Origin of the sequence: Cellulosimicrobium cellulans, from assembly GCF_006539945.1 — a bacterium.
GTDB classification, from domain to species: domain Bacteria; phylum Actinomycetota; class Actinomycetes; order Actinomycetales; family Cellulomonadaceae; genus Cellulosimicrobium; species Cellulosimicrobium cellulans.
In genome coordinates, this window is sequence record NZ_BJNZ01000006.1 from 31,558 (window position 1) to 58,288 (window position 26,731).

The following is a 26,731-nucleotide window of genomic DNA, read 5'->3' on the forward strand; positions in this document are numbered from 1 at the left end:
GCGCGCGCGGTTCACTGGTGCCGTCGACGGAGACACGGAGGTGAGCGTCATGTCCACGACGGCGCGACGAGGAGCCGGTGCGGCTCTCGCCATCGCGGTGATCCTGCTCCTGGGGGCCTGCGCGGCCGGGCCGAACCTGGAGGCGAACCCGGGCGGCTACGGGTTCTGGTGGGGCCTGTGGCAGGGCATGATCCTGCCGATCACCTTCATCGTGTCGCTCTTCACGGACACGGTGAGCATCTACGAGGTCGACAACAACGGGAACTGGTACGACGTCGGGTTCATGCTCGGCATCGCGCTGTTCTCCGGTCCCGTGATCGCGCTGCGGGGCCGTCGGTCCTGACTGCCGGCGCGCTCGCTCAGGCGCCGTTCGGTGCCGCGGTGCGCGTCTCGGCGGCCTCCTCTCGTCCCGCGCACGGTGGTCGACGACCACGACGGCGCGGGCGTCGCTGACCGCGGCCGCGGGAGAAATCGACTGGAGATCGTCCGGCCAGGGTCGCAGGATCGACCCGTGACCGGACTCCTGCTCCGTCCCGTGCGCCCCGACGACACCGACGCCCTCGTGGACGTGTGGCGCCGCGCCGTCGAGGCGACGCACGACTTCCTCGCGCCGGACGACGTGCGCGAGCTCGAGACCGGCCTGCGGGACGAGTACCTGGCGGCGGTCGACGTGACCGTGGCCGAGCTCGACGGTCGGGCCGTGGGGTTCGTCGGGACGGACGAGCACCGGGTGGAGATGCTGTTCGTCGACCCGGACCGGCACGGGCGGGGGATCGGCCGCGCGCTGCTGACCGAGGTCGGCCGGGCGCACCCGGTGCTCGAGCTGGACGTCAACAAGCAGAACCCGGCCGCGCTGGGCTTCTACAGGGCGCTGGGCTTCGAGGTCACGGGGCGCTCCGAGACGGACGGCCAGGGCCGCCCGTTCCCGCTGCTGCACCTGCGCCGGGAGGCGTGACCGCGGTCCGCGACCGATGAGCGGGAGAGCCCGCGCCGGTCGACCCTGGGGAGAGCGGGCCGCCGGCCCGCGGGACCCCAGGAGGAGACATGCTCGGCAAGGCGTTCAGCGGGTTCTCGGTCGACGACGTCGAGGCCGCGCGGCACTTCTACGCCGACCGGCTCGGGCTCACGGTCGAGGGCGACGACCTGCTGTGGATCCGGGTGCCCGGCGACTCGGGCGTGCTCGTCTACCCGAAGGGCGACGCCCACGAGCCCGCCTCCTTCACCGTCCTCAACTTCCCGGTCGACGACGTGCCCGGCACGGTCGCGGCCCTGCGCGAGCGCGGCGTCGTCTTCGAGCGGTACGCGGGGACGCCGGTCGAGACCGACGACGACTTCGTCTTCCGCGGCGGCGGCCCGCTCATCGCATGGTTCACCGACCCAGCGGGCAACGTGCTGTCGGTCATCCAGGAGGACGAGGGCTGAGCGGACGCGCGCCGAGGACGGGTGCACGGTCCTCCCTCGATGACCGCTCCTCTACCTCGCGGTGCCCAGACCCTCCTCACGGGCCCGGACGATCGCGGCGGCGCGGTCGCGGACAGCGAGCTTGGCGAGCACGTTCGCGACGTGGTTGCGCACGGTCTTGGGGCTGAGCACGAGGCGCCGGGAGATGGACGCGTTGTCGAGACCGGCCGCGACGAGGTCGAGCACCTCGCGCTCGCGGTCGGTGAGCTGGGGGAACGGGACGCGTGCGGCGGCGCGACCGCCCACGACGTAGGCCATCGCCCGGTCGGCGACGGAGGGGGAGAGGATCATCGCGCCGTCGGCCACCGCGCGGACGGCGCGCTCGACCTCCGCGGGGCTCGCGGACTTCACGAGGAACCCGCGGGCCCCGGCACGCACCGCGGCGACGACGGCGTCGTCGTCCTCGTGCATCGTCACCACGAGCACGCGCGCGGCGGGGTCGGCCCGCACGAGCTCGCGCGTCACGTCGACGCCCGAGCCGTCGCCGAGGTCGAGGTCCATGAGCACGACGTCGGGCGTCGTCCCCACCCCGTCCGCGCCCACCACGTCTCCCGTCGGGGTGAGCCCGAGCAGCGCGCGCGCCCGGGCGGCGGACGCCGCCTGCCCGACGACCCGCACGCCGTCGAACGAGTCGAGCAACGCGGCCATCCCGAGCCGGAAGACCGGGTGGTCGTCCACGACCGCCACGCGGATCACGAGGCGCCCTCGCGCGCGAGGGCACCGGATGGGAGCAGCGGGAGGGTGGCGCGCACGCGCGTGCCCGGGCGCTCGCCGTCGGGCCGGACCGCGGTGACGTCGAGCCGCCCGCCGAGCTCGTCCGTGCGCTCCCGCAGCGACCGGGAGCCGACGCCGCGCGTCGCGTCGGGCCCGATCCCGCGCCCGTCGTCCTCGCACGTCACGACGAGGCACCGGTCGCCGAGCCGCACCGTCAGCCGGCACTCCTCGGCGCCGGAGTGCCGCGCGGCGTTGACGACGCTCTCGCTCGCGATCGCGTAGGCGGCCGCGGCGACGCGCGGGTCGAGGCCGTCGCACGGGTCGCACCGCACGTCCACGACGAACCCGGAGAGCGCCTGGCGGCCCGCGAGCTCGCCGAGCGCGACCTCCAGGCCGTGCTCGTCGAGCGACGGCGGCAGGAGGCTGCGGGAGAGGGCGCGGACGTCCTCGACGCGCTGCGCGACCTCGGCGCCCAGGGCGTCGAGCACCGCGGCGGCCGAGGCGGGATCGGTCTCGAGCGCGTTGCGCGCGCCCTGGAGACCGAGGCGCAGCCCGACGAGCCACGGCCCGACGCCGTCGTGCAGCTCGCGGCGGATCATGCGCCGTTCGGCGAGGCGGGCTCGGGTCGTCGCGTCGCGCGCCTCCTCGAGCTCGCGCGCGCCCTGGGCGAGCGCGAGGCCCGCGCCGAGCACGGGCAGGAGCTGGTCGAGCGCGTCCCGGGTCCGCGCGTCGAGGCGCTCTCCTGCCCGCGCGACCACGTGGACGCGGCCGAGCACCCGCCCGCCGTGCTCCACGGGGAGCGAGGCCGTCTGCCCGGTCGAGAAGGAGGTCGGCCCGGCCCATGCCGGGGCGGGCAGGTCTGCGGGTGCGCCGGGCGTCGTCGGGCGGTCCGGGGCGCGCTCGATCGTCACGCTCTCGAGGCGCAGCGCCTCGCGCACGCCGACGGCGAGGCTCACGACGAGGTCGTCGGCGGTCGACGCGGACGACAGGTGCCGCCCGACGCTCAGCGCCGCACGCCCCGGGTCGTTGCCCTCCCCGTACACGAGCGTGCGCACGCGGTGCCGCAGCCACGTGTGCAGCGGCTGCACCGCGAGCGCGACCCCGACCGCCGCGACGACCTGCGCGGCCGGGCCGTCGACGACGGTCGTCGCGAGCACGACGACCACGGCGTAGACGACGGCGAGGCCCACGGCGAGCATCGCCGCGACGGTCGCGCGCGACAGCACGAGGTCGATGCCCCACAGCCGGTTGCGCAGCACGCACACGAGGATCGCGGCGGGGAACAGCGCCTGGCACGCGAGGTGGGTGAGGGGCAGCGCGAGGAGCACGTCGGGGTTGGCCCACGTGCCGAGCAGCGGGAGGAACGACAGCGCCATGAGCGCCGTGCCGAGCGCGAGCAGCCCCAGGCCGCGGCGCTCGTCCGCGGGCCCGTGCCGCCAGCGCCAGGCGGTCGCGGCGGCGGTGACGAGGCCCCATGACGACGACGCCGACGATCGCGGGGCGCGGGTCGTCCGTGGGGGCGCGGAGGAAGAACGCGACGGACGCCACGCCTCCCGCGACGCCGCACCACGCGCCCGCGCCGAGCCGCCCGCCGCGCACGAACCACGGCACGAGCACGAACAGCCCGACCGTCCCCGGGACCCACGCCCACCCGTAGGCGTCCGCGAGCGGCGTCAGCGGCGGCAGGCCGGGGTGGGTCGACGCGTAGCTGCGCCACCCGCCGCCCAGGGCCGCGACCCCGCCTCCGAGCCCGGCGAGCGCGACGAGCCACCCGACGACGTGCGGCCGGCGCACGAGGATCACGGCGGCGACGGTGCCGTACACGAGCGCGACCGTCGCGTCGACGACGACGAACAGCAGGTCACCCAGCAGCAGCGGCACCCCGGAGGTGAGCTGGAGCGCGAGCGCGGACACGCCGAGCACCCAGGCGAGGACGCCGATCGTCCAGCCCGTGCGGGGCATCCCGGCGCGGCCGGGCCCGGGGTCGGCCACGGGCCCACGGTAGGGCCGCGGCACGCGCGGCGAGAAGGGCCCGGGCGGGAGATCACCCGGCCGCGGTCGACGGCGAGATCGGCGGTCCGAGCCCAGGTCGGCGGTCTGGACCGCCGACCTCGACCGGACGTGCCGATCTCGCCAGGAGCTGCCGATCTCGCGCGTCGTGCTCAGCGCCGGTCCCCGAGCGCGAAGCCGAGCGCGGTGACGACGAGCCAGATCGGGCCGACGAAGCCCGCCATGTACTGGAGCGGCGAGACGCCCGTGAGGAGCGCGAGGCCACCGAGCACGAGCCCGACGACACCGATCCAGCGCGGCGCGGCCGCGTGCCGCAGCGCCGCGACGGCGAGCGCGACGCCCGACACGCCGGCGCCGACCCACAGCCACGGGATCGTCGCGACCCAGTCGGCGTAGAACGCGCCCGACTCCGGGACGATGAGCGCGGTGTCGCCGAGACCGAAGAGGAACTGCGTGTCGAGGCCCGAGCCGAGCAGCCCCGCGACCGAGACGAGCACGAGCCCCCAGCCCGCGACCGTCGGCAGGAGCGACCCCGCGGGGGCCTGCGCGTCGAGCCGACGCTTGAGGCCCGCGGCGAACACGAGCACGAGGAGCGCGCACGCGATCGTCGCGGTGTGGAAGAGGATCTGCGTCCCGGTACGGCCCGCGAGGTCGGCGACGATCGCGTCGGCGTCCCCGGCCGTCTCCTCCCAGTTCGCGCCGAGGGCCATGGACGACTGGATCGACAGGAGGCCGAGGGCCCCGGCGACGACCCCGGTCCAGGCCCACGCGCGCGGAGACGAGCCGCGAGCGCGGCGGGCAGGTTCGCCGGCGAGCGGCGACGGGGCGGTGAGCGAGCTGTCCTGCATGGGACGACCTTCCGTTCGAGGCCGCCTGTCCCGCGGCCGGGGCCCGCCACGTGCCGCGGCGGTCCCCGCAGCGTCGACCGGGCGGCGTCCCGGGCCCCAGGGGCAGGTGTCCCGACCGTGCGGGCGGATCGCGCGGGCTCGCGGGCCTGCCGCGACCCGTGGTGCCTCAGCGCGCCTTGAGGACCGCGATGAACTCGTCGGCCATGTCGAGCTTGCGCGCGAGGTCGGCCCGGCGCTCCTCGGCGGTCCCGACGTACACGGCGAGGCGCTCGCGCAGCCGGGAGTCGACGTCGCCCGCGGCGAGCCGGTCGGAGATCTCGAGCAGGTCGGCCATCTCCTCCAGCGTGAACCCGAGCGGCTTCATGCGGCGCACGACGAGCAGCTGCTCGACGTCCTGCTCGGTGTACAGACGGAAGCCGCCGTCGGAGCGACCCGAGGGACGGACGAGCCCCACGTCGTCGTAGTGGCGCAGCGTGCGCAGCGACAGGCCGGTGCGGGAGGCCACGGCGCCGATGTGCATCGTGGCCGGGAAGGTACCGGTGGGCTCGTCCATGGTCCCGATTCTCTCGTGCCACGGGCGGGCTCCGACCCTACCCTCACGTCAGGGTAGGGTTGAGGTCGGCTCGGGCTCCTCCGCTCCCCGCTCCCGAGGACCCTCGCCGCCACCCTCACTCTTCGCGCGCAGCGTGGCGCGGCCCTGTCCTGCCCGACGGGACCGTGCCGCCCGGCCCGGCTCCGGGGCGCGCCGCGCCCGTCGACCCTGAAGGAATCTCCGCGTGCCCGACGACGTCCGTGCCACCCAGCCCGACCCCGCCCCGGCGCCGCAACCCGTCCCCGGCGTGCCCGAGGCGGACGAGTCCTTCTCCGTCCTCGCGGCGCTGAGGTCGCCGCGGCGGCTCAAGACCGAGGTGCTGGCGGGCCTGGTCGTCACGCTCGCCCTCATCCCCGAGGCGATCGCGTTCTCGATCATCGCCGGGGTCGACCCCCGGATCGGACTCTTCGCCTCGTTCACCATGGCGGTGTCGATCGCGTTCCTCGGTGGACGCCCGGCGATGATCTCCGCCGCCACGGGCGCGGTCGCGCTCGTCATCGCCCCCGTCGCGCGCGAGCACGGGATCGACTACCTCGTGGCCACGGTGATCCTCGCGGGGATCATCCAGGTGGTCCTGGGGCTCCTCGGGGTCGCGCGGCTCATGCGGTTCATCCCGCGCTCGGTCATGGTGGGCTTCGTCAACGCGTTGGCGATCCTCATCTTCCTGTCCCAGCTCCCGCACCTGCAGGACGTGCCGTGGTCGGTCTACCCGCTGGTCGCCGTCGGCATCGCGATCATGGTGCTGATGCCGCGCTGGACGAAGGCGGTCCCCGCGCCGCTCGTCGCGATAGTGCTGCTCACCGCGGCGACCGTGCTCGCGGCGATCCACGTCCCGACCGTGGGCGACGAGGGCGAGCTGCCCGAGTCCCTCCCGTCGCTGCTCCTCCCCGACGTGCCGCTCAGCCTCGAGACCCTCCAGGTCATCGCCCCGTACGCGCTCGCGATGGCGCTCGTCGGCCTCCTCGAGTCCCTGCTCACCGCGAAGCTCGTCGACGACGTCACCGACACCCACTCGAACAAGACGCGCGAGGCCTGGGGCCAGGGCGCCGCCAACATCGTCACCGGCTTCTTCGGCGGCATGGGCGGGTGCGCGATGATCGGCCAGACGATGATCAACGTGAAGGTCTCCGGGGCGCGCACGCGCATCTCGACGTTCCTGGCGGGCGTCTTCCTGCTGATCCTCGTCGTCGGCCTCGGTGACGTCGTCGCGATCATCCCCATGGCCGCCCTCGTGGCCGTGATGGTCATGGTCTCCGTCGGCACCTTCGACTGGCACTCGGTCCGGCCGAGCACCCTGCGGCGCATGCCGAAGTCCGAGACCGCCGTCATGCTCGCCACCGTCGTCGTGACCGTGTGGACCCACAACCTCGCCTACGGGGTGGTCGTGGGCGTCCTCGTGGCGATGGTGCTCTTCGCGCGCCGCGTCGCGCACCTCACCACCGTCACGCGCCTCGACGCCCGGCCGGGAACCGGGGCCGACGACGGCACCCGCACCTACGCCGTCGAGGGCGAGCTGTTCTTCGCCTCCTCCAACGACCTCGTCTACCAGTTCGACTACGCGGGCGACCCGGCGCGGGTCGTCATCGACATGAGCCGGGCGCACGTCTGGGACGCCTCCACCGTCGCGACGCTCGACGCGATCCGCTCCCGGTACGAGGCGAAGGGCAAGAGCGTCACCATCGTCGGCGCCAACGCCGACACGACCGAACGCCTGGAACGGCTCGCGGGACGGGTCACCGCGGGCCACTGACGGCGGCGCGGCCGGCCGTCGTCCGGCGCCGTCAGGTGCCGGCCGTGGCGACGAGCGCCGCCGCGACCTCGTCGACGGCACCGGGGACCACCGCGTAGTACGCCCAGCGCCCGCGCTGCTCGCGGGAGAGGTAGCCGGCGTCCACGAGGATCTTGAGGTGATGGCTCACCGTGGGCTGGGAGAGGCCGACCGGGGCGGTGAGGTCGCAGACGCACGCCTCGCGACCCTCCTGCGCGGCGACGATCGCGAGCAGCTGGACCCGGGCCGGGTCGGCGAGCGCCTTGAACACGCGGGCCAGCCCGCGCGCCGCCTCGGGGTCGACGGCGGCCGTCGCGTCCGGCGCGCAGCACCCCGTGGCGCTCGCGGTCGGCGCGAGGGGAAGCTCTGTCGTCGTCATGACCACCATCGTCGCACACATTGACAAACATCGATACGTGGCCCCACGATGGCCGCATCGACAGTCTTCAATGTGTGAGGAGCGGTGATGAGCGAGGTCGTGCGGGACGAGCTGCCGGTCGTGGTGGTCGGAGCGGGGCCGGTGGGTCTGGCGGCGGCGGCGCACCTGCTGGAGCGGGGGCTCGAGCCGGTCGTGCTGGAGGCGGGCGACGGCCCGGGCGCGGCGATCGCGTCGTGGGGGCACGTCCGGTTGTTCTCGCCGTGGCGGTACGACGTGGACGCCGCCGCGCGGCGCCTCCTGGAACCGACCGGCTGGGTGGCGCCGGACCCGGACACCCTGCCGACGGGCGGGGAGCTCGTCGGGCGGTACCTGGCTCCGCTCGCCGCGACGCCCGAGATCTCCGCACGGCTGCGCACCGGGGTGCGGGTGCTCGCGGTCGCCCGTGACGGGGCGGACAAGACGCGGTCGCTCGGGCGGGAGCGCCGCGGCTACCGGGTGCGCACGGTCGATGGTGACGGCGTCGTGCGTGACGTGCTGGCGCGCGCGGTGATCGACGCCTCGGGCACGTTCGCGACCTCGAACCCGTTGGGCGTCTCCGGCCTTCCGGCCGCCGGGGAGGCGCAGGCGGCCGGGTTCGTGACGGGGCCGCTGCCCGACGTCCTGGGGCCCCAGCGCGACCGGTTCGCCGGCCGTGACACGCTCGTGGTCGGGATGGGGCACTCGGCGGCGAACACCCTGCTGAGCCTCGTCGAGCTCGCCGAGGCCGAGCCGGGGACGAGGATCACGTGGGCGATCCGCGGGGGGTCCGCGCGTCGCCTGTTCGGTGGTGGGTCCGACGACGAACTGCCGGCGCGCGGTCTGCTCGGCACCCGCCTGCGCGCAGCCGTGGAGGCGGGGCGCCTGACCCTGCTCACGCGTGTCTCGATCGAGCGCCTCGTGCCCGACGGGGAGACCGTCCAGGTGCTCGGGACGGCCCGCGACGGCGCGCTGCACCTCGACGTGCACCAGATCGTCAACGCGACCGGCTTCCGCCCGGACCTCGACATGCTGCGCGAGGTGCGCCTGGACCTCGACCCGGTCGTGGAGGCGCCGTCGGCGCTGGCTCCGCTGATCGACCCGAACCAGCACTCCTGCGGGACGGTCCCCCCGCACGGCGAGCAGGTGCTGTCCCACCCCGACGACGGCTTCTACCTCGCGGGCATGAAGTCCTACGGGCGGGCGCCGACCTTCCTGCTCGCCACGGGGTACGAGCAGGTGCGCTCGATCGCCGCGGCGCTCGCCGGGGACCGCGCCGCGGCCGACGTGGTCGAGCTGGACCTGCCCGCGACGGGTGTCTGCTCGAGCGACCTGGCTCTGGGGGCGGACGGCGAGAGCGCGGGCGGGTCGTGCTGCGGCACCGGGCCTGCGGAGCCGCAGCTGGTCACCCTCGGCGTCGGGGCGCCGGCCGGCGTCGGGTTCGCGACGGGCGTCGTGCACGGGCGCTCGGGCGACGGCCCGGAGGCGTGAGCCCGACTCCTCGGGCGGGTGTCAGGCGGTCGCGTCCGGGACGGGCGCGACGCCGAGCTCGTCGACCAGGGTGAGCACACGGCCGCGGATATCGTCGCGGACGGGGCGCACGGCCTCGATGCCCTGCCCGGTGGGGTCTTCCAGGGGTCGGGGTCTGCGTGGTCGTGACGCACCTCGACGGCCCGCGCGGATCACCGCGCGATATCGACCGTGCATCGATAGTGACAGGTATCGATCTGGTCGCCGGGTGGCCGCACGGAGAGCCCGTCACGTCGTCCGACCTCCCGGATGCAGCATCATGACGGCGCTGCGATGCTCCGAGACATGTCGACTCCGAAGCCAGCGACGCCCGCGGTCGTCGCGCAGAACACCGCTCTCCTCCAGACGCTCCCCTTCGCGGACACCCGGGACTTCGACGACGCGACGCGCGGCCTGCTGGCGCGGCGCGAGCCGAACGCGATCACGGCGGACGACGGCCGGGTCGTCTGGGACAACGACACCTACGCGTTCCTCGAGGGCGACGCGCCGGACACGGTGAACCCGAGCCTGTGGCGGCAGTCGCGGCTCGTCGCGGAGCAGGGCCTGTTCGAGGTCACGGACGGGATCTACCAGGTGCGCGGGTTCGACCTGTCCAACGTGACCTTCATCGAGGGCAGCACCGGTGTGATCGTGCTCGACCCGCTCATCTCGACCGAGACGGCCGCGGCCGCGCTCGCTCTGTACCGCGAGCACCGCGGCGACCGGCCCGTCACGGGGATCATCTACACGCACTCGCACGTCGACCACTTCGGCGGGGTCAAGGGCGTCACGACCCAGGAGGACGTCGACGCGGGCCGCGTGCCCGTCGTCGCACCGGAAGGCTTCACCGAGCACGCGATCGCGGAGAACGTCTACGCGGGGACGGCGATGGCCCGCCGCGCGGGCTACATGTACGGCGCGGCGCTCGCCCGCGGGCCGCAGCGCCAGGTGGGTACCGGGCTCGGGCAGACGACGTCGACCGGGACGGTCACGCTCATCCCACCGACCCTGTTCGTCACGACCACCGGCCAGGAGGAGACGGTCGACGGCGTCCGGATGGTCTTCCAGATGGCGCCGGACACCGAGGCACCGTCGGAGATGCTCATCTGGTTCCCGGACCACAAGGCGCTGTGCTCGGCAGAGGACGCGACCCACACGCTGCACAACCTGCTGACGTTGCGCGGGGCCGTGGTCCGCGACCCGCACGTGTGGTCGCGCTACCTGACGGAGTCGATCGACCTGTTCGGCGCCGAGGCCGAGGTCGTGTTCGCGTCGCACCACTGGCCGACGTGGGGCTCGGAGCGGATCGTCGAGTACCTGTCGCTCCAGCGCGACCTCTACGGGTACCTGCACGACCAGACGCTGCGCCTGCTCAACCAGGGCCTGACGGGGCCCGAGATCGCGGAGCAGATCGTGCTGCCGCCCGCCCTCGAGAACGCATGGCACGCGCGGGGCTACTACGGGTCGGTGAGCCACAACGTCAAGGCGATCTACCAGCGGTACATGGGCTGGTTCGACGGCAACCCGGCCCACCTGTGGGAGCACCCGCCGGTCGAGCGTGCCCGCCGCTACGTCGAGCTCGGTGGCGGGGCGGACTCCGTCGTCGCGACGGCGCAGTCGGCGTTCGACGCCGCGGACTACCGCTGGGTCGCCGAGCTGCTCAACCACGTGGTGTTCGCCCAGCCCGACCACGCGGGTGCCCGCGAGCTGCTGGCCGACACCTACGAGCAGCTCGGCTACGGCGCGGAGAACGGCACCTGGCGCAGCTTCTTCCTCTCCGGGGCGACGGAGCTGCGCGACGGTCCGTTCGGCACCCCGACGGCGACGTCCGCCCCCGACATCCTCGCCGCGCTCACGCCGACGCTGCTGTTCGACGCGCTCGCGGTGCAGATCGACGGTCCGCGCGCGTGGGACGAGGACCTCTCGATCGACGTCGTGCTCACGGACTCGGGCGAGCGCTACCGGCTGTGGCTGCGCAACGGCGTCCTCTCGTACAGCGCCGCGCCGCAGCGGGGCGACGCTGACGCGACGCTGACGGCCACGAGCACGGCGCTCCCGGTGCTCGCCACGGGCGCGGCCACGCCGGACGCCCTCGCGGCCGCGGGGGTCGAGGTCGCCGGGGACGCGAGGGTGCTCGCGCGCCTCACCGCCGTGCTCGACCCGGGCGACCCGGACTTCGCGATCGTCACCCCCTGAGCCGGCCGACGCCCGCGCCACAGCCCCACGGGCGGTCGCGCGGGCGTCGTCGTTCCCGGGCCCGTGCGCGTCCCCGTTCGCCGCGACGAACCCGAGGCGCTGTGTCAAGGTCGTGACGGCGGGCGTGTGCCGGCATGCGCCGCGGGGCCGAGCATGACCGGAGGGCGACGGCATGACGAACGGGCGGGCGACGCAGGTGACACGGGGGACGCGAGCACGGGCCGCGCGGCGTTCGAGACGCCTGCGTCGCGCCTGGGCGGCCCTCGGGACGTTCCTCCTCGCGCTGCCACTGGTCCTCGTGCCCGCCGTGCCGGCCTCGGCCGCCACGTGGAGCATCAGCAAGGAGGCGACCACCCCCGGCCCGTACAGCCCGGGGCAGCTCGTCACGTACGAGGTGCAGATCTCGTGCTCCGACCCGAGCACCGCGTGCCAGAACACGGTCTTCACCGACGACCTGCCGGACGGGCTCCAGCTCGTCTCGGCCGAGATCATCAGCCAGCCGAGCGGGACCGCAGGCGACCTCACGGTCGACACCGACGGCGACGTCGTCACGGCCACCTGGCCCTCGTTCACGAACGGCGAGCAGGCGACGATCGACATCACGGTGCAGATCGACCCCGATCTGCCGTTCAGCGCCGACGGCGTGCCGATCGTCAACACCGCGTCGGTCGTCGCGGACAACGCCCCGCAGAACACCGCCGACGAGTCGATCACGCCCGAGGTCGAGCTCGTCCTGGACTCCGAGACGACGAAGACGATCGCGCCCGAGGGAGCGCTCGCCGTCCCGGGGACGCCTGCCACCATGACGATCGGCGCGACGAACACGTCGAACGACCCGGTCGACACGCTCGTGATCCAGGACCCGGTCGACCCGAGCGCGGACCCGAACCCGTTCACGTACCTCGAGTACGTGAGCACGGGGGACGTCACGCTGCCGCCGAACGCGACCACGGTCACCGAGGAGTACTGGGACGGGGACTCGTGGGAGCCGCTCGACGACACCGTCGACCCGGCGACGGTCCAGGGCGTGCGGTACACGTTCAGCGGGGACATCCAGCCTGGCGCCTCGGCGAGCATCCCGGTGAACGTCCAGCAGTCCGACGCGGTCACCGGGCTCACCGACCCCACGACGATCACCAACGACACGTCGTCGTACGTGACCCACGCCCAGGGCGAGTCCGACCCGACGACCGCGGACGACACGTACGTCGTCACGCCGCCGAACAACAGCGTGACCGCCTCCAAGAGCTTCGACCCCGCGACGGTGAGCGCCGGCGACCCGACGACGGTGACCCTCGGCGCGACGAACACGGGCACGGCCGTCGATACGTTGACCATCAGCGAGCCCGCGCCCGGCACTCCGAGCCCGTTCGAGGGCGACGACCCGCTGACCTTCACCGGGTTCGGGCCCACGGGCGACGGCACGGGCGTGCAGTGGCCGATCGGGGCGACCGGCGCGAGCGTGACGTTCACGTGCGCCGACGGCTCGACGCCCGAGGTCGACGCCTCCGCGCCCAACACGCTGCCCAACCCGCCCGACGACTGCGTCGTCGTCGGCTTCACGGTCGTCTTCACGGGCGACCTGCCCAACGGCGCGGCGGCGTCGATCCCGTTCACGGCCGACACGGACCCCGACCAGGAGGCCGACGACGTCACGCACCCCAACACCGTCGAGGCGACGGTGCCGAGCGCGGACCCGGCCGACTCCACCGCGAACCTGGTGACGCTCGTCGACCGGCTCGCGACGCAGACGGACAAGCTGATCTCGCCCTCGGAGATCCCCGCGATCCCCGGGCAGAGCGTCATCGTCCAGCTCCCGACCACGCTCCTCCCGTTCGGTCCCGACGGCTCGACGACGAACGCGGACCAGGTGGTCGTCCAGGACCCGACCGACCCCGCGAACCCCGGCGACTTCTGGGACCACTTCGAGGCCTCGTCGGTGCGCTCCACCGACGTCCCGGCCGGCTCGACGCTCACCGTCAACTACTGGGACGGCTCCGCGTGGGTCGAGGCCCCGGACTGCGGCAGCCCGGTCGCCGGAGCCGCGACGGTGAGCTGTGACCTGCCCGAGGACGCGCAAGGCGTGCAGTTCGTGTACGACTCGACGAGCGGCGGCTTCCCGCCGGGGACGAGCTTCCAGCCGAACTTCGTCGCGGACTTCACCGGACCCACCGGCTGGGACGAGCCGCTCACGAACTGCGGCGGCTCCAGCGCGTCGTCGGGCTCGGTGTCCCCGACCGAGCCCGCCGAGGGGTGCGCGTCGGTCGACCCGTACCCCGTCGACGGCACGGGCGACCTCGACTTCATCCAGAAGTCGTTCCTCGGCGATGCCCCGGTGAGCGTCCTCGCCCGCTCCGACGACCAGGTGACAGCGCAGATCACGTGGTCGACCAACGGGTTCTCCGGGGTCGACCCGATGGTGATCTCGGACATCGCCGACCCGGAGACGACGGCCGTCGCCGACTCGTTCTACGACGCGTTCGACCTCGTCCGCATCGAGGCGATCGACGGCTCGGTCGACCCGCTCATCACGTACGACGCGATCGTCGGGGTCGAGCTGTACGACGGCGCGACCTGGACCCAGGCGACGAACGCCACGTGCACGACAGCGACGCCGTGCGCCGGGGGCATGCCCGCCGTCGACCTCACGGCGGACGAGCAGGCGTCCACGACGTCGGTCCGGCTCGTCTACACGGAGAGCCCGGACCGTGGCACGAGCGACCCGCTCGCCCCGCAGCCGGGGGACGGGGTCGCTCGCTCGACGCTGGCGGACGGGCGCCACCTCGACCTCACGTTCGAGGTGCGGGACTACAAGCGCTCCGACCCCTCGGTGCCCGTGCTCGGCTCGACCAACGGGACCCTGTACAACACGGCCGACCCCGGCCTGGTCGACGACACCGCGCGGGCGACGGGCACGTTCGACGGCACCGACTACACGGACACCGACGACGACGCCGTCCTCATCATCGACCAGCCGCTCAACGTGACCGTCGCCAAGGACTGGACGGGCGGGCCCATCTCGGTCCCTCCGACCGGCACCCCGGCCGAGTTCTACCCGACGACGGACGTGGTGGTCACCGCGACGAACGCGTCCGCCGCGAAGGTGGACCAGCTCCGCATCGTGGAGCCGGGAGCCGTCGACTCGAACGACGTGCAGACCGCCGCGGGGACGAAGCCCTTCGACGCGTTCACCCTGCGGGCGATCTCCATCACGTCGCCCGACGGCGCGACGAGCACGACCGTCCTGCTGACGAACGCGGCGGGGGAGGTCGGGACCTTCACCGAGGCCGAGGCGGAGGCGCTGACGGTCGGAGAGCTGGCCGGGGTCGTGGGCGTGGTCGTCGAGTTCGACGGCCTCGTCGAGCCCGCGGCGAGCGGGACGCTCGACCTCACGCTCCAGCTCCGCGAGCTCGACCGGTACACGGGTGCGCCCGTGACCGTCGCGGGCTACAGCCCTGTGCCGAACGGCGCCGTCGCCACGATCAGCGACCCGGGCGGCGTCCCGGGCCAGGACGACCGCCACGCGTACGACGACGCCGAGATGGTGCTGCAGGACGCGGCCATCGACATCGCCGTGGGCAAGTCGTTCAGCCCCGACACGATCGTCGAGCCCGGGACGGGCCCGGTGACGATGACGATCTCCGGTCAGCCGCTCGGCCCGTCGCGCAGCGTCGAGATGGTGCTCACCGACGACGACCCCCAGTTCTGGAACCAGTACGACTTCGTCGGGTTCGCGGGGGCGAGCCTCGTCCCGCCGATCCAGCAGGTGCGGGTCGACGCGTTCGTCGGCGGCACGTTCTCCGGCGACCCCGGCTCGCCCGACCCGGTGACGGTGACCGGGGGTGGCTGGGTGCTCGGCCAGGAGCAGGCCTTCTTCGCGCTCCCGGACACCGTCGACCCTGCCGACGTGCAGGGTCTGCGGTTCACGTTCAGCCGCACCGACGGCTCGATCTGGGAGAACCCGGCGACCCCGCTCCAGCCCGTCCCGATGTCGGTGGAGCGACGGGAGGAGATGCGCTCCGGGGGACCGGTGCTCCCGGACCTCGCGGCGAACCCGCCCGGTCCGGGCGAGACCGCCCCGGGAGTGGCGAGCAACTCGGTGCAGGGCACGACGACGGGCGCCGACCTCGTCGTCGACCCCGGGACCGGCGAGCTGGTCCCGGTGAGCGCCGACGGCTCGGCGGACGCGTCGATCCTTTACGAGCACGCCACGAACGGGGTGCAGATCGTCAAGGACTTCGACGGCGTCGCGTCCGGCAGCCTCAAGCCGCCGAACGCGGTGATCCCGATGAACATCGCGATCACGAACACGGGCGACCGGCCGATCGTCGACCCCGTCGTGGTCGACGATCCGATGCCCGCGGACGCGCTGGGCCCGCAGCTCACGCTGGCCGACGCGGCGCAGCCGTTCGTGTACGCGCTGAGCGGGGCGGACCCCGACCCGACGACGCCCGACCTGCCGACCGACGCGACCCAGGTCACGGTCGACCAGGCGGGGAACATCGAGAGCCTGCGGTTCTCGTTCCCTGACGGCTCGGTGCTGGAGCCCGACCAGACGTACACGATCACGGTGCTCGTGAAGTTCCGCGTCGGGATCGCGCCGAACACGCTCGTCGCCAACACGGCCGGCGTGATCGGCGACCGCCCGTGGGACGAGTGCGTGACGCGGCTGGACGAGGAGACGGGTGCGTGCGAGGCGGACGCCGACGTGCGTCCCACCGAGACTGCCGTCATCGCCCAGTCGAAGTTCGTCAAGGCGACGGACGACGACGAGCTCGACGTCTTCGTGGACCCGGACTACACGGGCGCACCCGTCGTGTGCCAGCCCAACGCCGCCGGCTTCTACTCCTACCCGTGCGTCCCCGTCATCGCCCCCGGGCACGACGAGACCTGGCGCGTGCGGATCGACAACGTCGGCAACAACCCGTTCACCAAGGTGGTGGGGTACGACCGGTTCCCGACCCCGGGCGACGCGGGCTCGTACGACACGTCGCCGCGCGGGTCGGCCTGGGCGCCGGTCCTCTCCGCCGACCCGCCCCCGGCGCTCGTGAACGCGCCGCCGGGGACGCAGGTGCAGTTCTCCTTCACGACCGCGGACGACCTCTGCGGCGACGACATCGAGGACCCGCTCGACGAGCCGATCTGCCCGACGGACCCCGCGACCGGGTGGGCGCCGTTCGTGCCGGGCCTGCCGGCGTCGCTCCTCGAGGAGATCACCGCGATCAAGTTCGTCCTCACGTTCCCCGAGGACGAGCCGTTCGAGCCGGGCGAGTTCGTGGCGATCGAGGCGACGTCGACGACGCCGCCGGAGGTCCCCGAGGCGGGTGACCGGTCGATCGCGTGGAACTCCGCCGCGGTGTCCGCGGCCTACCAGCGGTCGGACGGCACCATGCACAGCCTCCTGCCGACCGAGGGCCAGAAGGTGGGCGTCGCGACGGCGTCCGGGCCGCTCGAGGTGAACAAGATCGTCACCGGCGAGGGGGCCCAGCACGCGCCCGACTCGTTCTCGATGTTCGTGCAGTGCACCTCAGCCGTCGGGTCGTGGCTCGAGACGCAGCTGGACCCGATCCCGATCACGGTCGTCCCCGGGACACCGACGGTCGTGCCGAACCTTCCGTACGGTGCCGAGTGCACGATCACCGAGGACGGGACCAACGGGGAGACCGAGCTGATCGTCGGCACCGTGACGATCGACAGCGAGGACCCGGAGGATCCCGTCTCGATCACCGCGACCAACGTCTACGCGCTGTCGAGCATCGAGATCTCGAAGGAGGTCGTCACCGACGCGGTGGACCAGGACGGGAACCCGGTGCCGTTCGGCCCGTTCGCCGTCGACGTCGCGTGCACGTTCCTCGGCGAGGACGTCTACGCCGAGGGCTACGACGCCGAGAACCCGATGACCGACCTCCCGATCGAGGACGGGGAGACGATCGAGCTCACGGGCCTGCCCGTCGGCTCCGTCTGCACCGTCACCGAGTCGGGCACCGGCAACGCGTCGTCGGTGACGATCACCGTCGACCAGGGCCTGCCGGGCCATCCCGTGACGACCGACGGTCCGACGACGGACGTCACCCTCACCCCCGACGTGCTCGGCACGAGCACGAACGACGTCACGCTGACCAACACCTACGACGTCGGCGCGATCGGTCTCCAGAAGGTGGTCGACGGCGAGGGCGGGCCCGCGTACGGGCAGGGCCCGTTCACCATCACCGTCGTGTGCACGTACGACGACGACGGCGACGGGCCGGGCGAGCCGCGCACGGTCTACGACAGCCAGGTCGTGCTGGGCGGCGCCGGGCCGCTCGACGCGCAGATCGCGAACCTGCCCACGGGCGCGGTGTGCGACATCGAGGAGGTCGACGACGCCGGGGCGACCGGCTCCGTCGTCGTCCCCGACTCCGTCACGGTCGGCAGCGGGGACGTCGCGAACGTGGTCGTCACCAACACGTTCGACGTCGGCTCGATCCAGGTCGACAAGGAGCTCGCCGGGCTCGGCGCGCTCTACGGTCCTGGGCCGTTCGAGTTCACGCTCGAGTGCGTCTACCGGGACGCCGCCCTGACCATCCCGGGCGGCGCCACGCGGGTGGTCGACGGCGGGGAGAGCGTGGTCTACGACGGACTGCCGGTCGGGTCGTTCTGTTCCGTCACCGAGACGGACGCTTTCGGGGCGTCGTCCGTGACCATCACGGTCGACGACGGAGAACCGGTGACCTTCGACCCGGTGGATCCGGAGGCGCCTCCGTCAGCGGAGGGGATCACGGTCCCACCGGCGGGTGGGGGAGAGCCGACGACCGTGACGGTGACCGTCGAGAACACGTTCACCACGGCACCGCTCGTCGTGCGCAAGGTCGTCGACGGTGACGCCGCGGGCTTCGCGCCCCCGATGCCGGACCTGCCGCCGCTGCCCGAGGTGCCCGACGGCCCCGTCGACCCGGAGACGCTGCTGGAGCTGCTGGAGCAGCTCGAGGAGTACCTGGCGGCGGTACCGTTCGACGAGTTCCCCTACGCGGTGACGTTGGAGTGCACCACGTCCCAGGGCGCGCCGGTGACCTTCATCCCGGGCGGCCCCGACCGGCGGTTCGGGCCCGGCTTCCCCGCGCTCTACTTCGGGCTCCAGGACGGTGACACCTGCACCGTGACGGAGACGGAGACCGGCGGCGCGACCGGGGTGGCCTACGCGCCGAACCCCGTGGTCATCACGGGGACGTCGAGCGCCCTCGACCCGGTCGAGGCGGTCGTGACCAACACCTACGCCGCCGGGTCGCTCGAGGTCGAGAAGGTCGTGGCCGGCGACGGCGCCGAGGCGTTCGGCACCGGGCCGTTCACGGTGAGCGCGGCGTGCACCTTCCTGGGCGAGCCCATCGAGGTGCCCGGGGGCGCGGACCGCACGATCTCCGGTGGCGAGGTCGCCGTCTACGACGGCCTGCCCGTCGGCGCGGAGTGCGTCGTCACGGAGACGGCGACCGGCGGGGCCGCGTCGACGACGATCTCCGCGTCGGTCGAGGGCGGCGAGCCCGGTGCCGCCACGATCGGTCCCGACCCCGCCCGGGTGACGGTGACCAACACGTTCGACGTCGGGCAGGTCGTCGTCACCAAGGTCCTCGCCGGGTCGGGCGCGTCGCAGCACCGCGGCGACGAGTTCGTCGTCACGCTCGCGTGCACGTGGGACGTCGACGGCGTCACGACGGAGGTCGTGGTCCCGGGCGGCGCCGAGCGGACCCTCTCGGCGGACGACGACTGGACCGCCGTCTACGAGCTGGTCCCCCAGGGGGCCGAGTGCACGCTCGCGGAGACCGACGCGGGCGACGCCGTGGCCGTGACGCTCGCCGTCGCGGGGACCGACGTGACCGTCGACCCCGACGACAGGACGCCGACGTCCGACGCGTTCACCGTCCCGACGGGCGGCGCCGCCGAGGTCGACGCGACCGTGACCAACGCGTTCCGCGCCGACGGCGGGGGCAGCCTCCCGCCGACCGGCGCGAGCGTCGGTGCGCTCGCGGTGCTCGCGATCCTGCTCACGGGTACCGGCGCACTGCTGGCCGACGCCCGGCGGCGTGGAACCCGGACCCCGGGCCGTGCCTGACACGCCCTGGGTCAGGCCGCGCCTGCGGTTGCGGAACCTGACCGGGGGCGGGACCGTTACCGCATGATCCGCTTCCTGCTGAGCTTCGCGATCAACGTGGTCCTCGCCGCCGTGGGCCTGCTCGTGGCCTCCAGCCTGTTCGACGGGGTCACGGTGCACGCCTCGGGCTTCGTCGTCGCGGTGCTGATCTTCGCGGTGGCGCAGGCGATCCTCGCGCCGTTCGTGTTCAACGTGGCGCGCAAGTACGCGTCGGCGATCCTGGGCGGGATCGGCCTCGTGTCGACGTTCCTCGCCCTGTGGGTCGCGACGCTCATCGGGGACGGGCTCGAGATCTCGGGCGCGTCCACCTGGATCGGCGTCACGGTCGTCGTCTGGCTGATCGGGGCGCTCGGCGGCTGGTTCCTCGGCTGGCTCGTGCTCACGCGCTGGTGGGACCGCCGTCAGGAGCAGAAGCGGATCCGCGAGGCCACGGCCAAGGGCTGATCGCGACGGCCGGCCCCGACGGACCGAGGGCCAGCCGTCCGTGCTACCGCAGCAGCGCGTCGACGTGCTCGACGCTGTCGGGCCCGCCCCGCACGCCCTCGTGCACGACGAGCCGGGCGAGCTCGCGCAGCGGCACGTTGCGGTTGTTGGACGCGCGCTTGAGACGGGCGAACGCCTCGTCGGGGTGCACGCCGTAGGCGGCGACGACGACGCCCTTGGCCTGCTCGATCGTCCCGCGGGTCTCCGCGGCGGCGGCGATGTCGTGCCGTGCGCGCTCCTGCGCGTTGTCGGTGACGGTCCGCGTCACGTCCACGAAGTACCCGACGAGCTCGGTGACCTCGCCCGTCTCGCGGTCCCGTCGGCCCTGGCCGACGACGACGAGGAAGCGTTCGCCGCCGTGGGCGTCCATGATCCGGTGCACGCTCGAGAACGGCTCGCCGGTGAGCCGTGCCTCGTCGAGGATCTGCCGGACCCGCTCGCGGTCGTCCGGGTGCTTGTGGGCGAGCACGAGGGTGGTCGTGGGCACGACGTCGCCCGGCTCGAAGCCGTGCAGGCGGTACGTCTCGGGCGACCACCACCACACGCCCGTGCTCAGGTCCAGGCGGTACTGGCCGATCTGCTGGTGCGCGCCTCGCGCGAGTGCCTGCTCGATGGCATGGTCGTCGACGGACATGCTGGCCTCCGGATCTCCGGTGGATGAGGAGCCAGGTCCAGACTCGACCCTCTGACCGTACTCCACTTCTCCCGCCGGGAGTGCCGCTCGCGAGCACGGGGTGACTTCGGCGAAGTCCGGGTCGACCGCGTGGAGGGCCGGCGCGCGCACGTCCGGCACGGACGTGTCGCCGCTGAGGACGAGCGGCCTCAGCCGTACTCGGGCCTGCCCGCGGGGACGGCGACGCGCATCGGCGGCATCGAGCGGACGACGAGCCACAGCGGGAGGACGGCCACGCACAGCACCGGGAGCAGGTGGACGTCGCCGACGGTCACGGCCGCCATGAACAGGGCGAGCCAGCCGTCGCGGGCCACCACCAGGACGGCTCCCAGCACGCCGGCGGCGACGGCGACCGCGGGGGGCACCGCGGGGACGAGCCCGGTGGCCGAGAGCCCCAGGGCCACGCCGACGAAGACCGCGGGGAAGATGCGGCCTCCGCGGAAGCCGGCGCCCGCGGCGACGACGAGCGCGACGAGCTTGACGACGGCCATGAGGAGGATCGCGGACCAGGCGAGGGTGTCGGCCTGGTCGGCGAGCTCCTTCATCTGCTCGAGGCCCTTGAAGAGGGTGAGGGGCCCGCCCAGGACGCCGAGCAGGCCCAGCACGAGGCCGCCGATCCCGAGCGCCAGCACCGGGCTGCGGAAGCGGTGGAACAGGGCGTGCACGGGCGTGAACGCGAGCACCGCGAGGAGCGTGACCAGGGCCGCGACGGTGGCGATCACCGCCGTGCTCAGGACGTCTCCGAGGGCGGGGCCCGGGTAGTCCGGGAGCGAGATCGCGAACGTCGGGGCGCCGAACGCCGTCATGGTGACGGCGCCCGCCCCGGCAGCGCCCAGGGGGGCGAACAGCCGGTCGAACAGCGGGCCGCTCCGGTCCCCGCGCTCGGCGAAGCTCTCCGTGAGCACGAGCGCGGCGGCGACGGGCGTCGCGAACATCGCGCCGATGGTGCCGGCCATCGCGAGCGCGACCGCGCCCGTGACGGGGACGCCGAACCGCGGGCGGCACAGGAACCACGCGGCGAGCGCGACGTTGAGGGCGATGATCGGGTTCTCGGGCCCGAGGCTCACCCCTCCGGCGAGGCCCAGGACGAGCGCGAGCGCGAGACCTGGCAGGGCCCGGAGCGGGAGCGGGGCGGAGACGAGCTCCGTGGTGGCCGGGTCGACGCCGGCGTGCCCCGGCGCCCAGCGCACGGTGGCGCCCACGAGCACGCCGGTGAGGGTGAGCACGAGGACCGTCCACCAGGTGCGCGTCGTCGTGACGCCCCAGGCCTCGGGCAGCCGGTCCCACACCAGGTGCTGGATCCAGCCGGCGAGCTCCGAGAGCGCGAGGAGCGTGAGCGCGCTGACGACCCCGACGACGAGTGCCGGGACCACGGACCGCAGGAGGCGCCTCGTCGTGAGGGCGGTAGCCGGCGTGTCGGACACACGGGAAGAGAACCACGGTGGGGCCGGGGCTGCATCCGGAGCCCCGGCGTCCGCGGGGCGTGGATCGGTGCCATGCTCGACGCGCGCGACCCGGCACCCGGGGATACGTTCGACGCGTCCCGGGGCGCAGCGTCGCGCTCCCGCCGAACGTACGAGCCGGAACGAGAGGTCTGCCGTGGCAACGCTCACCGTGTGGAAGTTCGACACCCCCGAGGGGGCGCAGCGCGCCGAGGACGCGCTGCTCGCGCTCCAGAAGCAGGAGCTCATCCAGGTCCAGGACGCGGCGGTCGTGTCCTGGGAGGAGGGCAAGAAGAAGCCGAAGACGCGGCAGGGCACCAGCACGACGGCGGTCGGGGCGCTCGGCGGCACGTTCTGGGGCCTGCTGTTCGGCCTCCTCTTCTTCGTCCCGCTGCTCGGCGCGGCCATCGGCGCGGCGTCCGGCGCGATCGCGGGCGCGCTGACCGACGTCGGCATCGACGACGACTTCATCGACTCCGTGCGCAGCAAGGTCACGCCGGGCACGTCGGCGCTGTTCGTGCTGACGTCGGGTGCCGTGATCGACCGCGTGCACGACGCGCTCCAGGCCGAGGGCGTCCACGGCGAGCTCATCCAGACGAACCTCTCCGCGGACGAGGAGGCCAAGCTCCGCGCGGCCTTCGACGAGAACGCCTGAGCCTGACCAGGGCTCGCGGGTGAGACGCCCGCCGCGGTGCGTGCCGCCGTCGTGCCGCCGGCGGCCGCGAGATCCACCGACCCGCGCGACGGGCGGCACGCCACCGCGAGTGCCGCCCGTCCTCGTCGCGGTGCTCGGAAGGCCGACCGCCACCGCCGGTCCCGGCCTTCTGATCGGCGTGGTCGGCCCTACCGGTCTTGATCGACCAGTCGGCTTCGGGTCTGTCCGACGGACGGGTCACGGCGCTCCTCGGCTGCTCGAGGGCTGATGCGCCCCTCGAAGGTGACGACGAACGCGGTCGGTGCAGAGGAACCTACGGATCTCGACGTCGTGGTCCACGAACGGCATGACCTCGCTCCCTGCGCCTGCTCGGTGTCGACCGCGGTGTGCATCGGCTTGAGCTCCCGCACGGTGGTGATCGCGTCGGGCGGGCCCTCGAGGCCGTCGCGGACCGCGATGCGTACGTCGGAGACGGTGTCCTTGGAGACCGACGCGCCGTAGACCTCGGCGAGGTGCGCGCTGGTCTCCCCGGTCCTCAGGCCCCCGCGCGGTCGCCGGCTCGGCATGTCCAGGCCGAGACCCACCCACCGTTGGTCAGACGGACCCGTCGCGGCCGAGCCCGACGGCGAGCGATGTGCCGCCGACGCCGTCAGGACGTTCTGAGCCCGCTGTCGTCGGACGCACTCGTGAAGAAGAGCGCGCTGAGCTCTATCGCCTCGTTCCTCGTCGAGCATCCGAGCTTGCGGTAGAGGGACTTGAGCTGTGACTTGATCGTGTTCGGCGAGACGTGGAACTGGGCTGCCAGATCGGCGACGGTGCGATGGAGCGGGAGCGCGTACAGCACGCGCAGCTCGCTCCCGGTCAGTGCCGACCGGTTGGGCACGTCGCGCAGCTCGAGGCCGTCGACCGATCGGTCGAACTGGAGCGCCGACCGTTCGCCCAGGCGGCCACGGACCGCTTCGACGAGCTGCCGAGGCGTTGACGCGATCAGCCGGCGGATGTCGCCCGTGCTCGCGGTACGAGCGACGGCCAGTGCTGTGTGGTGGCTGACCCTCCCGTTGTGCGCCAGCTCGAGCCATGCCGAGAGCACGAGGTGCTCGGCACGCAGACGTGGCCCGAGCGGCGAGTCGCCGGCGAGCCGCCGCAGCGTCTTCGTCGCTGTGTCGAGCCGGCCGAGGTGCAGGTCCACCCGGACGGCGGCGAGCCTGGTCATCGGGCCACAGCGGACCCGGTCCTCGGCCAGGCGGCGCGCGGTGGCCTCGTCGCCCATCGCGAGCATCGCCTCGATCGACACCGCTGCGACGATGTCGTTCGCGATCGAACCGTGCTGACGCGGGTGCGACTCCTGAGCGAGCTCAGTCACCTCGATCGCCTCGCTCGGCCTGTGCTGGGCGACGAGCGCGCGTGCACGGGCGAGGAGCGCGAAGGGCCACGTCATCTCCACGCTGTGGTAGGGCTCGAGCTCCGCGAGCCGCAGCTCCATGTCCGCGCTCATCCTGTCGACGGCGACGAGAGCCTCGGCGGTGGCCTCGGCCGCCTGCGTCGACCTCTCGTGCGCCGGGGTGGGGCCAGGCTTGCCTGAGCCCTCGTCGAGCGTCGTCCGTGCGTCGTCGAGGGATCCGCGCAGCGCGTGGGCGAGGGCGAGCCTGCTCAGGGTGAACCGCTCCGCATCCGGCTGGATGGAGTGCCGAGCGAGCTCTCGGGCGGTTGCGAACTCCACGAGTGCCCGACGGGAGTCGCCGGCAAGGAGGTACGTCGAGCCGATCTGGGCGTGCGCGAACCAGAGGGGCCCGTCGGTCCGTTGGTGCCACTCGGCATCGGCGTTCGCGAGCCGGTCGCAGAGGCGCTGAGCGCACACCACCGCTGCCGCGACGTCTCCGCTGAGGCGGAACGCGAGCATCTGCGCCATGGCGAGGCAGTCGAACTCCTCCGCACTCAGAGTTCGTGCCTCGTCGGGATCGATGAGCGGCTTGAACGGGCGGTGCGTCCGGGCGAGGAGGGGCGTCATCGGGTGGACGATGCGGAGCGCGAGGTACCGCTCGACCGTCGTGGCCGGCAGCCCTTCGATCGTCCGCACGAGCAGGTCGTAGTGCGCGCTGTAGAGCGGCCAGAGATTCGTCATCGCTGTCGCCGCGACCGTCTCTGGCGAGCCGGATGCGACCGCCTGTTCGAGCGCCCTGACCGCCGCGACCGGGTCGTTGAGGTTCACGGGGCTCCCTGCTGCGCGCCGGTGACCGGTGCTGTCGTGGGTCGGCCCCCCCGGACCACGGCACCCCTGGGCGGACCACTCCACTCGCTGTCGCGAACGTCGTTCGACATCGTTTGTCAGAACCTCCAGGTCGGCAGCTCGGAGCCGCAGATCGGTCAATCTGAACTCAGTCGTACCACGGGAGCAGCAGGTCAGCATGCCCAAATAACAAAATACCGGGTGAAAGCGCGGGTGAAAGACCGGGGGGTGCCGCGTGTGAGAGGTCGGGGGAAATTGCAGATTCGACGTCGGGTGTGCAAGTGGTGCTGGTTAGCATCGCGGCATGAGCGTATCCACGGCGGCATCCCAGAGAATGATTATTCGGAATGTCCGAGTTTTCGACGGTCTGAGCGAGAAGACGCTCGACAATGCGGACGTGCTGGTCGAGGGCCAGCACGTCGTCGCGGTCTCGTCGTCGCCCGTCGGAGGCCACGAGACCGACGGCGTCATCGAGATCGACGGCGGGGCAAGGTTCCTCATGCCCGGCATGAGCGACGCCCACGCGCACCTCATGGGCAACGCCAACACCATGATGGATTTCGTCCAAGGACCGACCGGCACCTTGTACGGCAACACCATCGCGGAGGCGAGACGCATGCTCCTGCGCGGGTTCACGACGGTGCGCGACATGGGTGGGGACACGGCGCCGGTGAAGGCGCTCATCGACCGTGGCGTCTTCGAGGGGCCGCGCATCTTCCCGAGCCAGGCGATGATCTCGCAGACGTCCGGGCACGCGGACTTCGCGTTCGTCTACGACGTGCCCCAGGAGTTCGGCGGCCGACCGAGCCGTACCGACGACCTCCACTTCACGCGCGTCGCCAACGGGGTGCCTCACGTCCTCGCCGCGGTGCGCGAGCAGCTGCGGCAGGGAGCGAGCCAGATCAAGCTCACGCTCGGCGGCGGAGCGGCCTCGATGTACGACCCGCTGAGCACGTTGCAGTACACCCCGGAGGAGATCCGCGCCGCCGTGCAGGCAGCGTCCGACTACGGGACCTACGTCGCCACGCACGTGTACACGGTGGACGGCATCCGGCGTGCGATCGATGCCGGCGTGCGATCGATCGAGCACGGTCACCTGGCCGACGAGGCCACGGTCCGGCACATCGGGGAGACCGGGACGTGGCTCTCGATGCAGCCGTTCGCGGAGCCGGACCACCACTATCCCGACCCGGCGCGCGCCGCGAAGAACGCGCAGATCTGCACGGGCACCGATCAGGTGTACGAGTGGGCGAAGCAGTACGGCGTCAAGACCGCGTGGGGCACCGACCTGCTCCTCGAGCCGCAGTCGGCGGCCCGGCAGAGCGTCATGGCGGCGCGCATGAGCGAGTTCTACAGCAACGTCGAGGCGCTGAGGATGCTGACGTCCGGGAATGCGGAGCTGTTCGAGCTCGCGGGGGAACGCAACACGTACCGAGCAGGAAGGCTGGGCGTCATTGCCGAGGGCGCCTGGGCCGACCTCGTCCTGGTCGATGGCGACCCTCTCACCGACCTTTCCGTGATCGCCGACCCCGACACCAACTTCAAGCTCATCGTCAAGGGAGGAGAGGTCGTCAAGAACACGCTCTGACCTTGTCGGAGGTGATCTCGGCGAAATCTCTCGTGCCGCGGTGACCGAC

At 73.0% G+C, this 26,731-nt stretch carries 19 protein-coding genes; 11 read left to right on the forward strand and 8 right to left on the reverse strand.

Annotation, left to right across the window (positions count from 1 at the left end):
• Positions 1–49 precede the first annotated feature (49 nt).
• From CCE02nite_RS06330 to CCE02nite_RS06340, 3 genes are all read left to right on the forward strand, one after another.
• On the forward strand, positions 50–343 hold the full coding sequence (locus CCE02nite_RS06330) for a hypothetical protein (protein ID WP_141388826.1): 294 nt from the start codon (positions 50–52) through the stop codon (positions 341–343).
• 168 nt (positions 344–511) lie between these two features.
• Entirely contained in the window at positions 512–955 is a 444-nt protein-coding gene (locus tag CCE02nite_RS06335) for an acetyltransferase (protein WP_141388827.1), read from the forward strand.
• Positions 956–1,044: 89 nt separating this feature from the next.
• A complete protein-coding gene (locus CCE02nite_RS06340; protein ID WP_141388828.1) occupies positions 1,045–1,422 on the forward strand; it encodes a VOC family protein in 378 nt (125 codons plus the stop codon).
• 51 nt (positions 1,423–1,473) lie between these two features.
• On the opposite strand, the gene CCE02nite_RS20905 is transcribed toward CCE02nite_RS06340, so the two are convergent.
• Together CCE02nite_RS20905 and CCE02nite_RS20910 are read right to left on the reverse strand one after the other, a co-directional pair.
• Positions 1,474–2,157, reverse strand: coding sequence for a response regulator transcription factor (locus tag CCE02nite_RS20905; protein ID WP_255318678.1), 684 nt, complete (start codon positions 2,155–2,157; stop codon positions 1,474–1,476).
• Positions 2,154–3,551: a sensor histidine kinase gene (locus CCE02nite_RS20910; RefSeq protein ID WP_255318679.1), complete on the reverse strand. Its 1,398-nt coding sequence runs from the start codon at positions 3,549–3,551 to the stop codon at positions 2,154–2,156. The genes CCE02nite_RS20905 and CCE02nite_RS20910 overlap by 4 nt, the downstream gene beginning before the upstream one ends.
• Positions 3,552–3,649: 98 nt before the next feature.
• Here CCE02nite_RS20910 and CCE02nite_RS06350 point away from each other — a divergent pair, with 98 nt between their 5' ends.
• Complete coding sequence (locus CCE02nite_RS06350; protein WP_141388829.1) at positions 3,650–3,832, forward strand: hypothetical protein; 183 nt, start codon at positions 3,650–3,652, stop codon at positions 3,830–3,832.
• A gap of 505 nt (positions 3,833–4,337) precedes the next feature.
• Here CCE02nite_RS06350 and CCE02nite_RS06355 read toward each other — a convergent pair.
• Positions 4,338–5,033, reverse strand: a complete 696-nt coding sequence (locus tag CCE02nite_RS06355) for a hypothetical protein (RefSeq protein ID WP_141388830.1) — start codon at positions 5,031–5,033, stop codon at positions 4,338–4,340.
• Positions 5,034–5,199: 166 nt separating this feature from the next.
• On the reverse strand, positions 5,200–5,586 hold the full coding sequence (locus tag CCE02nite_RS06360) for a MerR family transcriptional regulator (protein WP_141388831.1): 387 nt from the start codon (positions 5,584–5,586) through the stop codon (positions 5,200–5,202).
• Positions 5,587–5,809: 223 nt separating this feature from the next.
• On the opposite strand from CCE02nite_RS06360, the gene CCE02nite_RS06365 reads away from it, so the two are divergent.
• Positions 5,810–7,375 (forward strand): SulP family inorganic anion transporter, encoded by a 1,566-nt coding sequence (locus CCE02nite_RS06365; protein ID WP_141388832.1) that lies wholly within the window; start codon positions 5,810–5,812, stop codon positions 7,373–7,375.
• A 31-nt stretch (positions 7,376–7,406) separates the two neighbouring features.
• On the opposite strand, the gene CCE02nite_RS06370 is transcribed toward CCE02nite_RS06365, so the two are convergent.
• Complete coding sequence (locus CCE02nite_RS06370; protein ID WP_218027039.1) at positions 7,407–7,772, reverse strand: ArsR/SmtB family transcription factor; 366 nt, start codon at positions 7,770–7,772, stop codon at positions 7,407–7,409.
• A gap of 87 nt (positions 7,773–7,859) precedes the next feature.
• Between CCE02nite_RS06370 and CCE02nite_RS06375 the strand changes: the two genes are divergently transcribed.
• From CCE02nite_RS06375 to CCE02nite_RS06395, 4 genes are all read left to right on the forward strand, one after another.
• Complete coding sequence (locus tag CCE02nite_RS06375) at positions 7,860–9,278, forward strand: FAD-dependent oxidoreductase (RefSeq protein ID WP_141388834.1); 1,419 nt, start codon at positions 7,860–7,862, stop codon at positions 9,276–9,278.
• Between the two features lie 324 nt (positions 9,279–9,602).
• Entirely contained in the window at positions 9,603–11,492 is a 1,890-nt protein-coding gene (locus CCE02nite_RS06385) for an alkyl/aryl-sulfatase (RefSeq protein ID WP_174774893.1), read from the forward strand.
• A gap of 298 nt (positions 11,493–11,790) precedes the next feature.
• Positions 11,791–19,575: a DUF5979 domain-containing protein gene (locus CCE02nite_RS06390; protein ID WP_170227239.1), complete on the forward strand. Its 7,785-nt coding sequence runs from the start codon at positions 11,791–11,793 to the stop codon at positions 19,573–19,575.
• A gap of 63 nt (positions 19,576–19,638) precedes the next feature.
• The gene (locus CCE02nite_RS06395) at positions 19,639–20,058 is read left to right on the forward strand and encodes a phage holin family protein (protein ID WP_141388837.1); all 420 of its coding nucleotides are present in this window, start codon (positions 19,639–19,641) and stop codon (positions 20,056–20,058) included.
• A 43-nt stretch (positions 20,059–20,101) separates the two neighbouring features.
• Here CCE02nite_RS06395 and CCE02nite_RS06400 read toward each other — a convergent pair whose 3' ends face one another.
• Both CCE02nite_RS06400 and CCE02nite_RS06405 read right to left on the reverse strand, forming a co-directional pair.
• Positions 20,102–20,731 carry a PAS and ANTAR domain-containing protein gene (locus CCE02nite_RS06400; protein ID WP_141388838.1) on the reverse strand — a complete coding sequence of 210 codons (630 nt, stop codon included), beginning with the start codon at positions 20,729–20,731 and terminating at the stop codon, positions 20,102–20,104.
• A gap of 188 nt (positions 20,732–20,919) precedes the next feature.
• The gene (locus tag CCE02nite_RS06405) at positions 20,920–22,194 is read right to left on the reverse strand and encodes an ion channel protein (RefSeq protein WP_255318680.1); all 1,275 of its coding nucleotides are present in this window, start codon (positions 22,192–22,194) and stop codon (positions 20,920–20,922) included.
• Positions 22,195–22,369: 175 nt separating this feature from the next.
• Here CCE02nite_RS06405 and CCE02nite_RS06410 point away from each other — a divergent pair, with 175 nt between their 5' ends.
• Positions 22,370–22,867 (forward strand): DUF1269 domain-containing protein, encoded by a 498-nt coding sequence (locus CCE02nite_RS06410; protein WP_141388840.1) that lies wholly within the window; start codon positions 22,370–22,372, stop codon positions 22,865–22,867.
• Positions 22,868–23,516: 649 nt separating this feature from the next.
• Here the strand turns inward: CCE02nite_RS06410 and CCE02nite_RS06420 are convergent.
• On the reverse strand, positions 23,517–25,076 hold the full coding sequence (locus CCE02nite_RS06420; protein ID WP_170227240.1) for a LuxR C-terminal-related transcriptional regulator: 1,560 nt from the start codon (positions 25,074–25,076) through the stop codon (positions 23,517–23,519).
• Positions 25,077–25,491: 415 nt separating this feature from the next.
• Here CCE02nite_RS06420 and CCE02nite_RS06425 point away from each other — a divergent pair, with 415 nt between their 5' ends.
• Positions 25,492–26,682 (forward strand): metal-dependent hydrolase family protein, encoded by a 1,191-nt coding sequence (locus CCE02nite_RS06425; RefSeq protein WP_218027040.1) that lies wholly within the window; start codon positions 25,492–25,494, stop codon positions 26,680–26,682.
• Positions 26,683–26,731 lie beyond the last annotated feature (49 nt).

Coding starts and splice junctions, on each gene's coding strand:
- CCE02nite_RS06330 (WP_141388826.1), top strand. CDS start 50: ATGTCCACGACGGCGCGACGAGGAGCCGGTGCGGCTCTCGCCATCGCG.
- CCE02nite_RS06340 (WP_141388828.1), top strand. CDS start 1,045: ATGCTCGGCAAGGCGTTCAGCGGGTTCTCGGTCGACGACGTCGAGGCC.
- CCE02nite_RS20910 (WP_255318679.1), bottom strand. CDS start 3,551: ATGGCGCTGTCGTTCCTCCCGCTGCTCGGCACGTGGGCCAACCCCGAC.
- CCE02nite_RS06350 (WP_141388829.1), top strand. CDS start 3,650: ATGACGACGACGCCGACGATCGCGGGGCGCGGGTCGTCCGTGGGGGCG.
- CCE02nite_RS06355 (WP_141388830.1), bottom strand. CDS start 5,033: ATGCAGGACAGCTCGCTCACCGCCCCGTCGCCGCTCGCCGGCGAACCT.
- CCE02nite_RS06360 (WP_141388831.1), bottom strand. CDS start 5,586: ATGGACGAGCCCACCGGTACCTTCCCGGCCACGATGCACATCGGCGCC.
- CCE02nite_RS06370 (WP_218027039.1), bottom strand. CDS start 7,772: ATGACGACGACAGAGCTTCCCCTCGCGCCGACCGCGAGCGCCACGGGG.
- CCE02nite_RS06375 (WP_141388834.1), top strand. CDS start 7,860: ATGAGCGAGGTCGTGCGGGACGAGCTGCCGGTCGTGGTGGTCGGAGCG.
- CCE02nite_RS06385 (WP_174774893.1), top strand. CDS start 9,603: ATGTCGACTCCGAAGCCAGCGACGCCCGCGGTCGTCGCGCAGAACACC.
- CCE02nite_RS06395 (WP_141388837.1), top strand. CDS start 19,639: ATGATCCGCTTCCTGCTGAGCTTCGCGATCAACGTGGTCCTCGCCGCC.
- CCE02nite_RS06400 (WP_141388838.1), bottom strand. CDS start 20,731: ATGTCCGTCGACGACCATGCCATCGAGCAGGCACTCGCGCGAGGCGCG.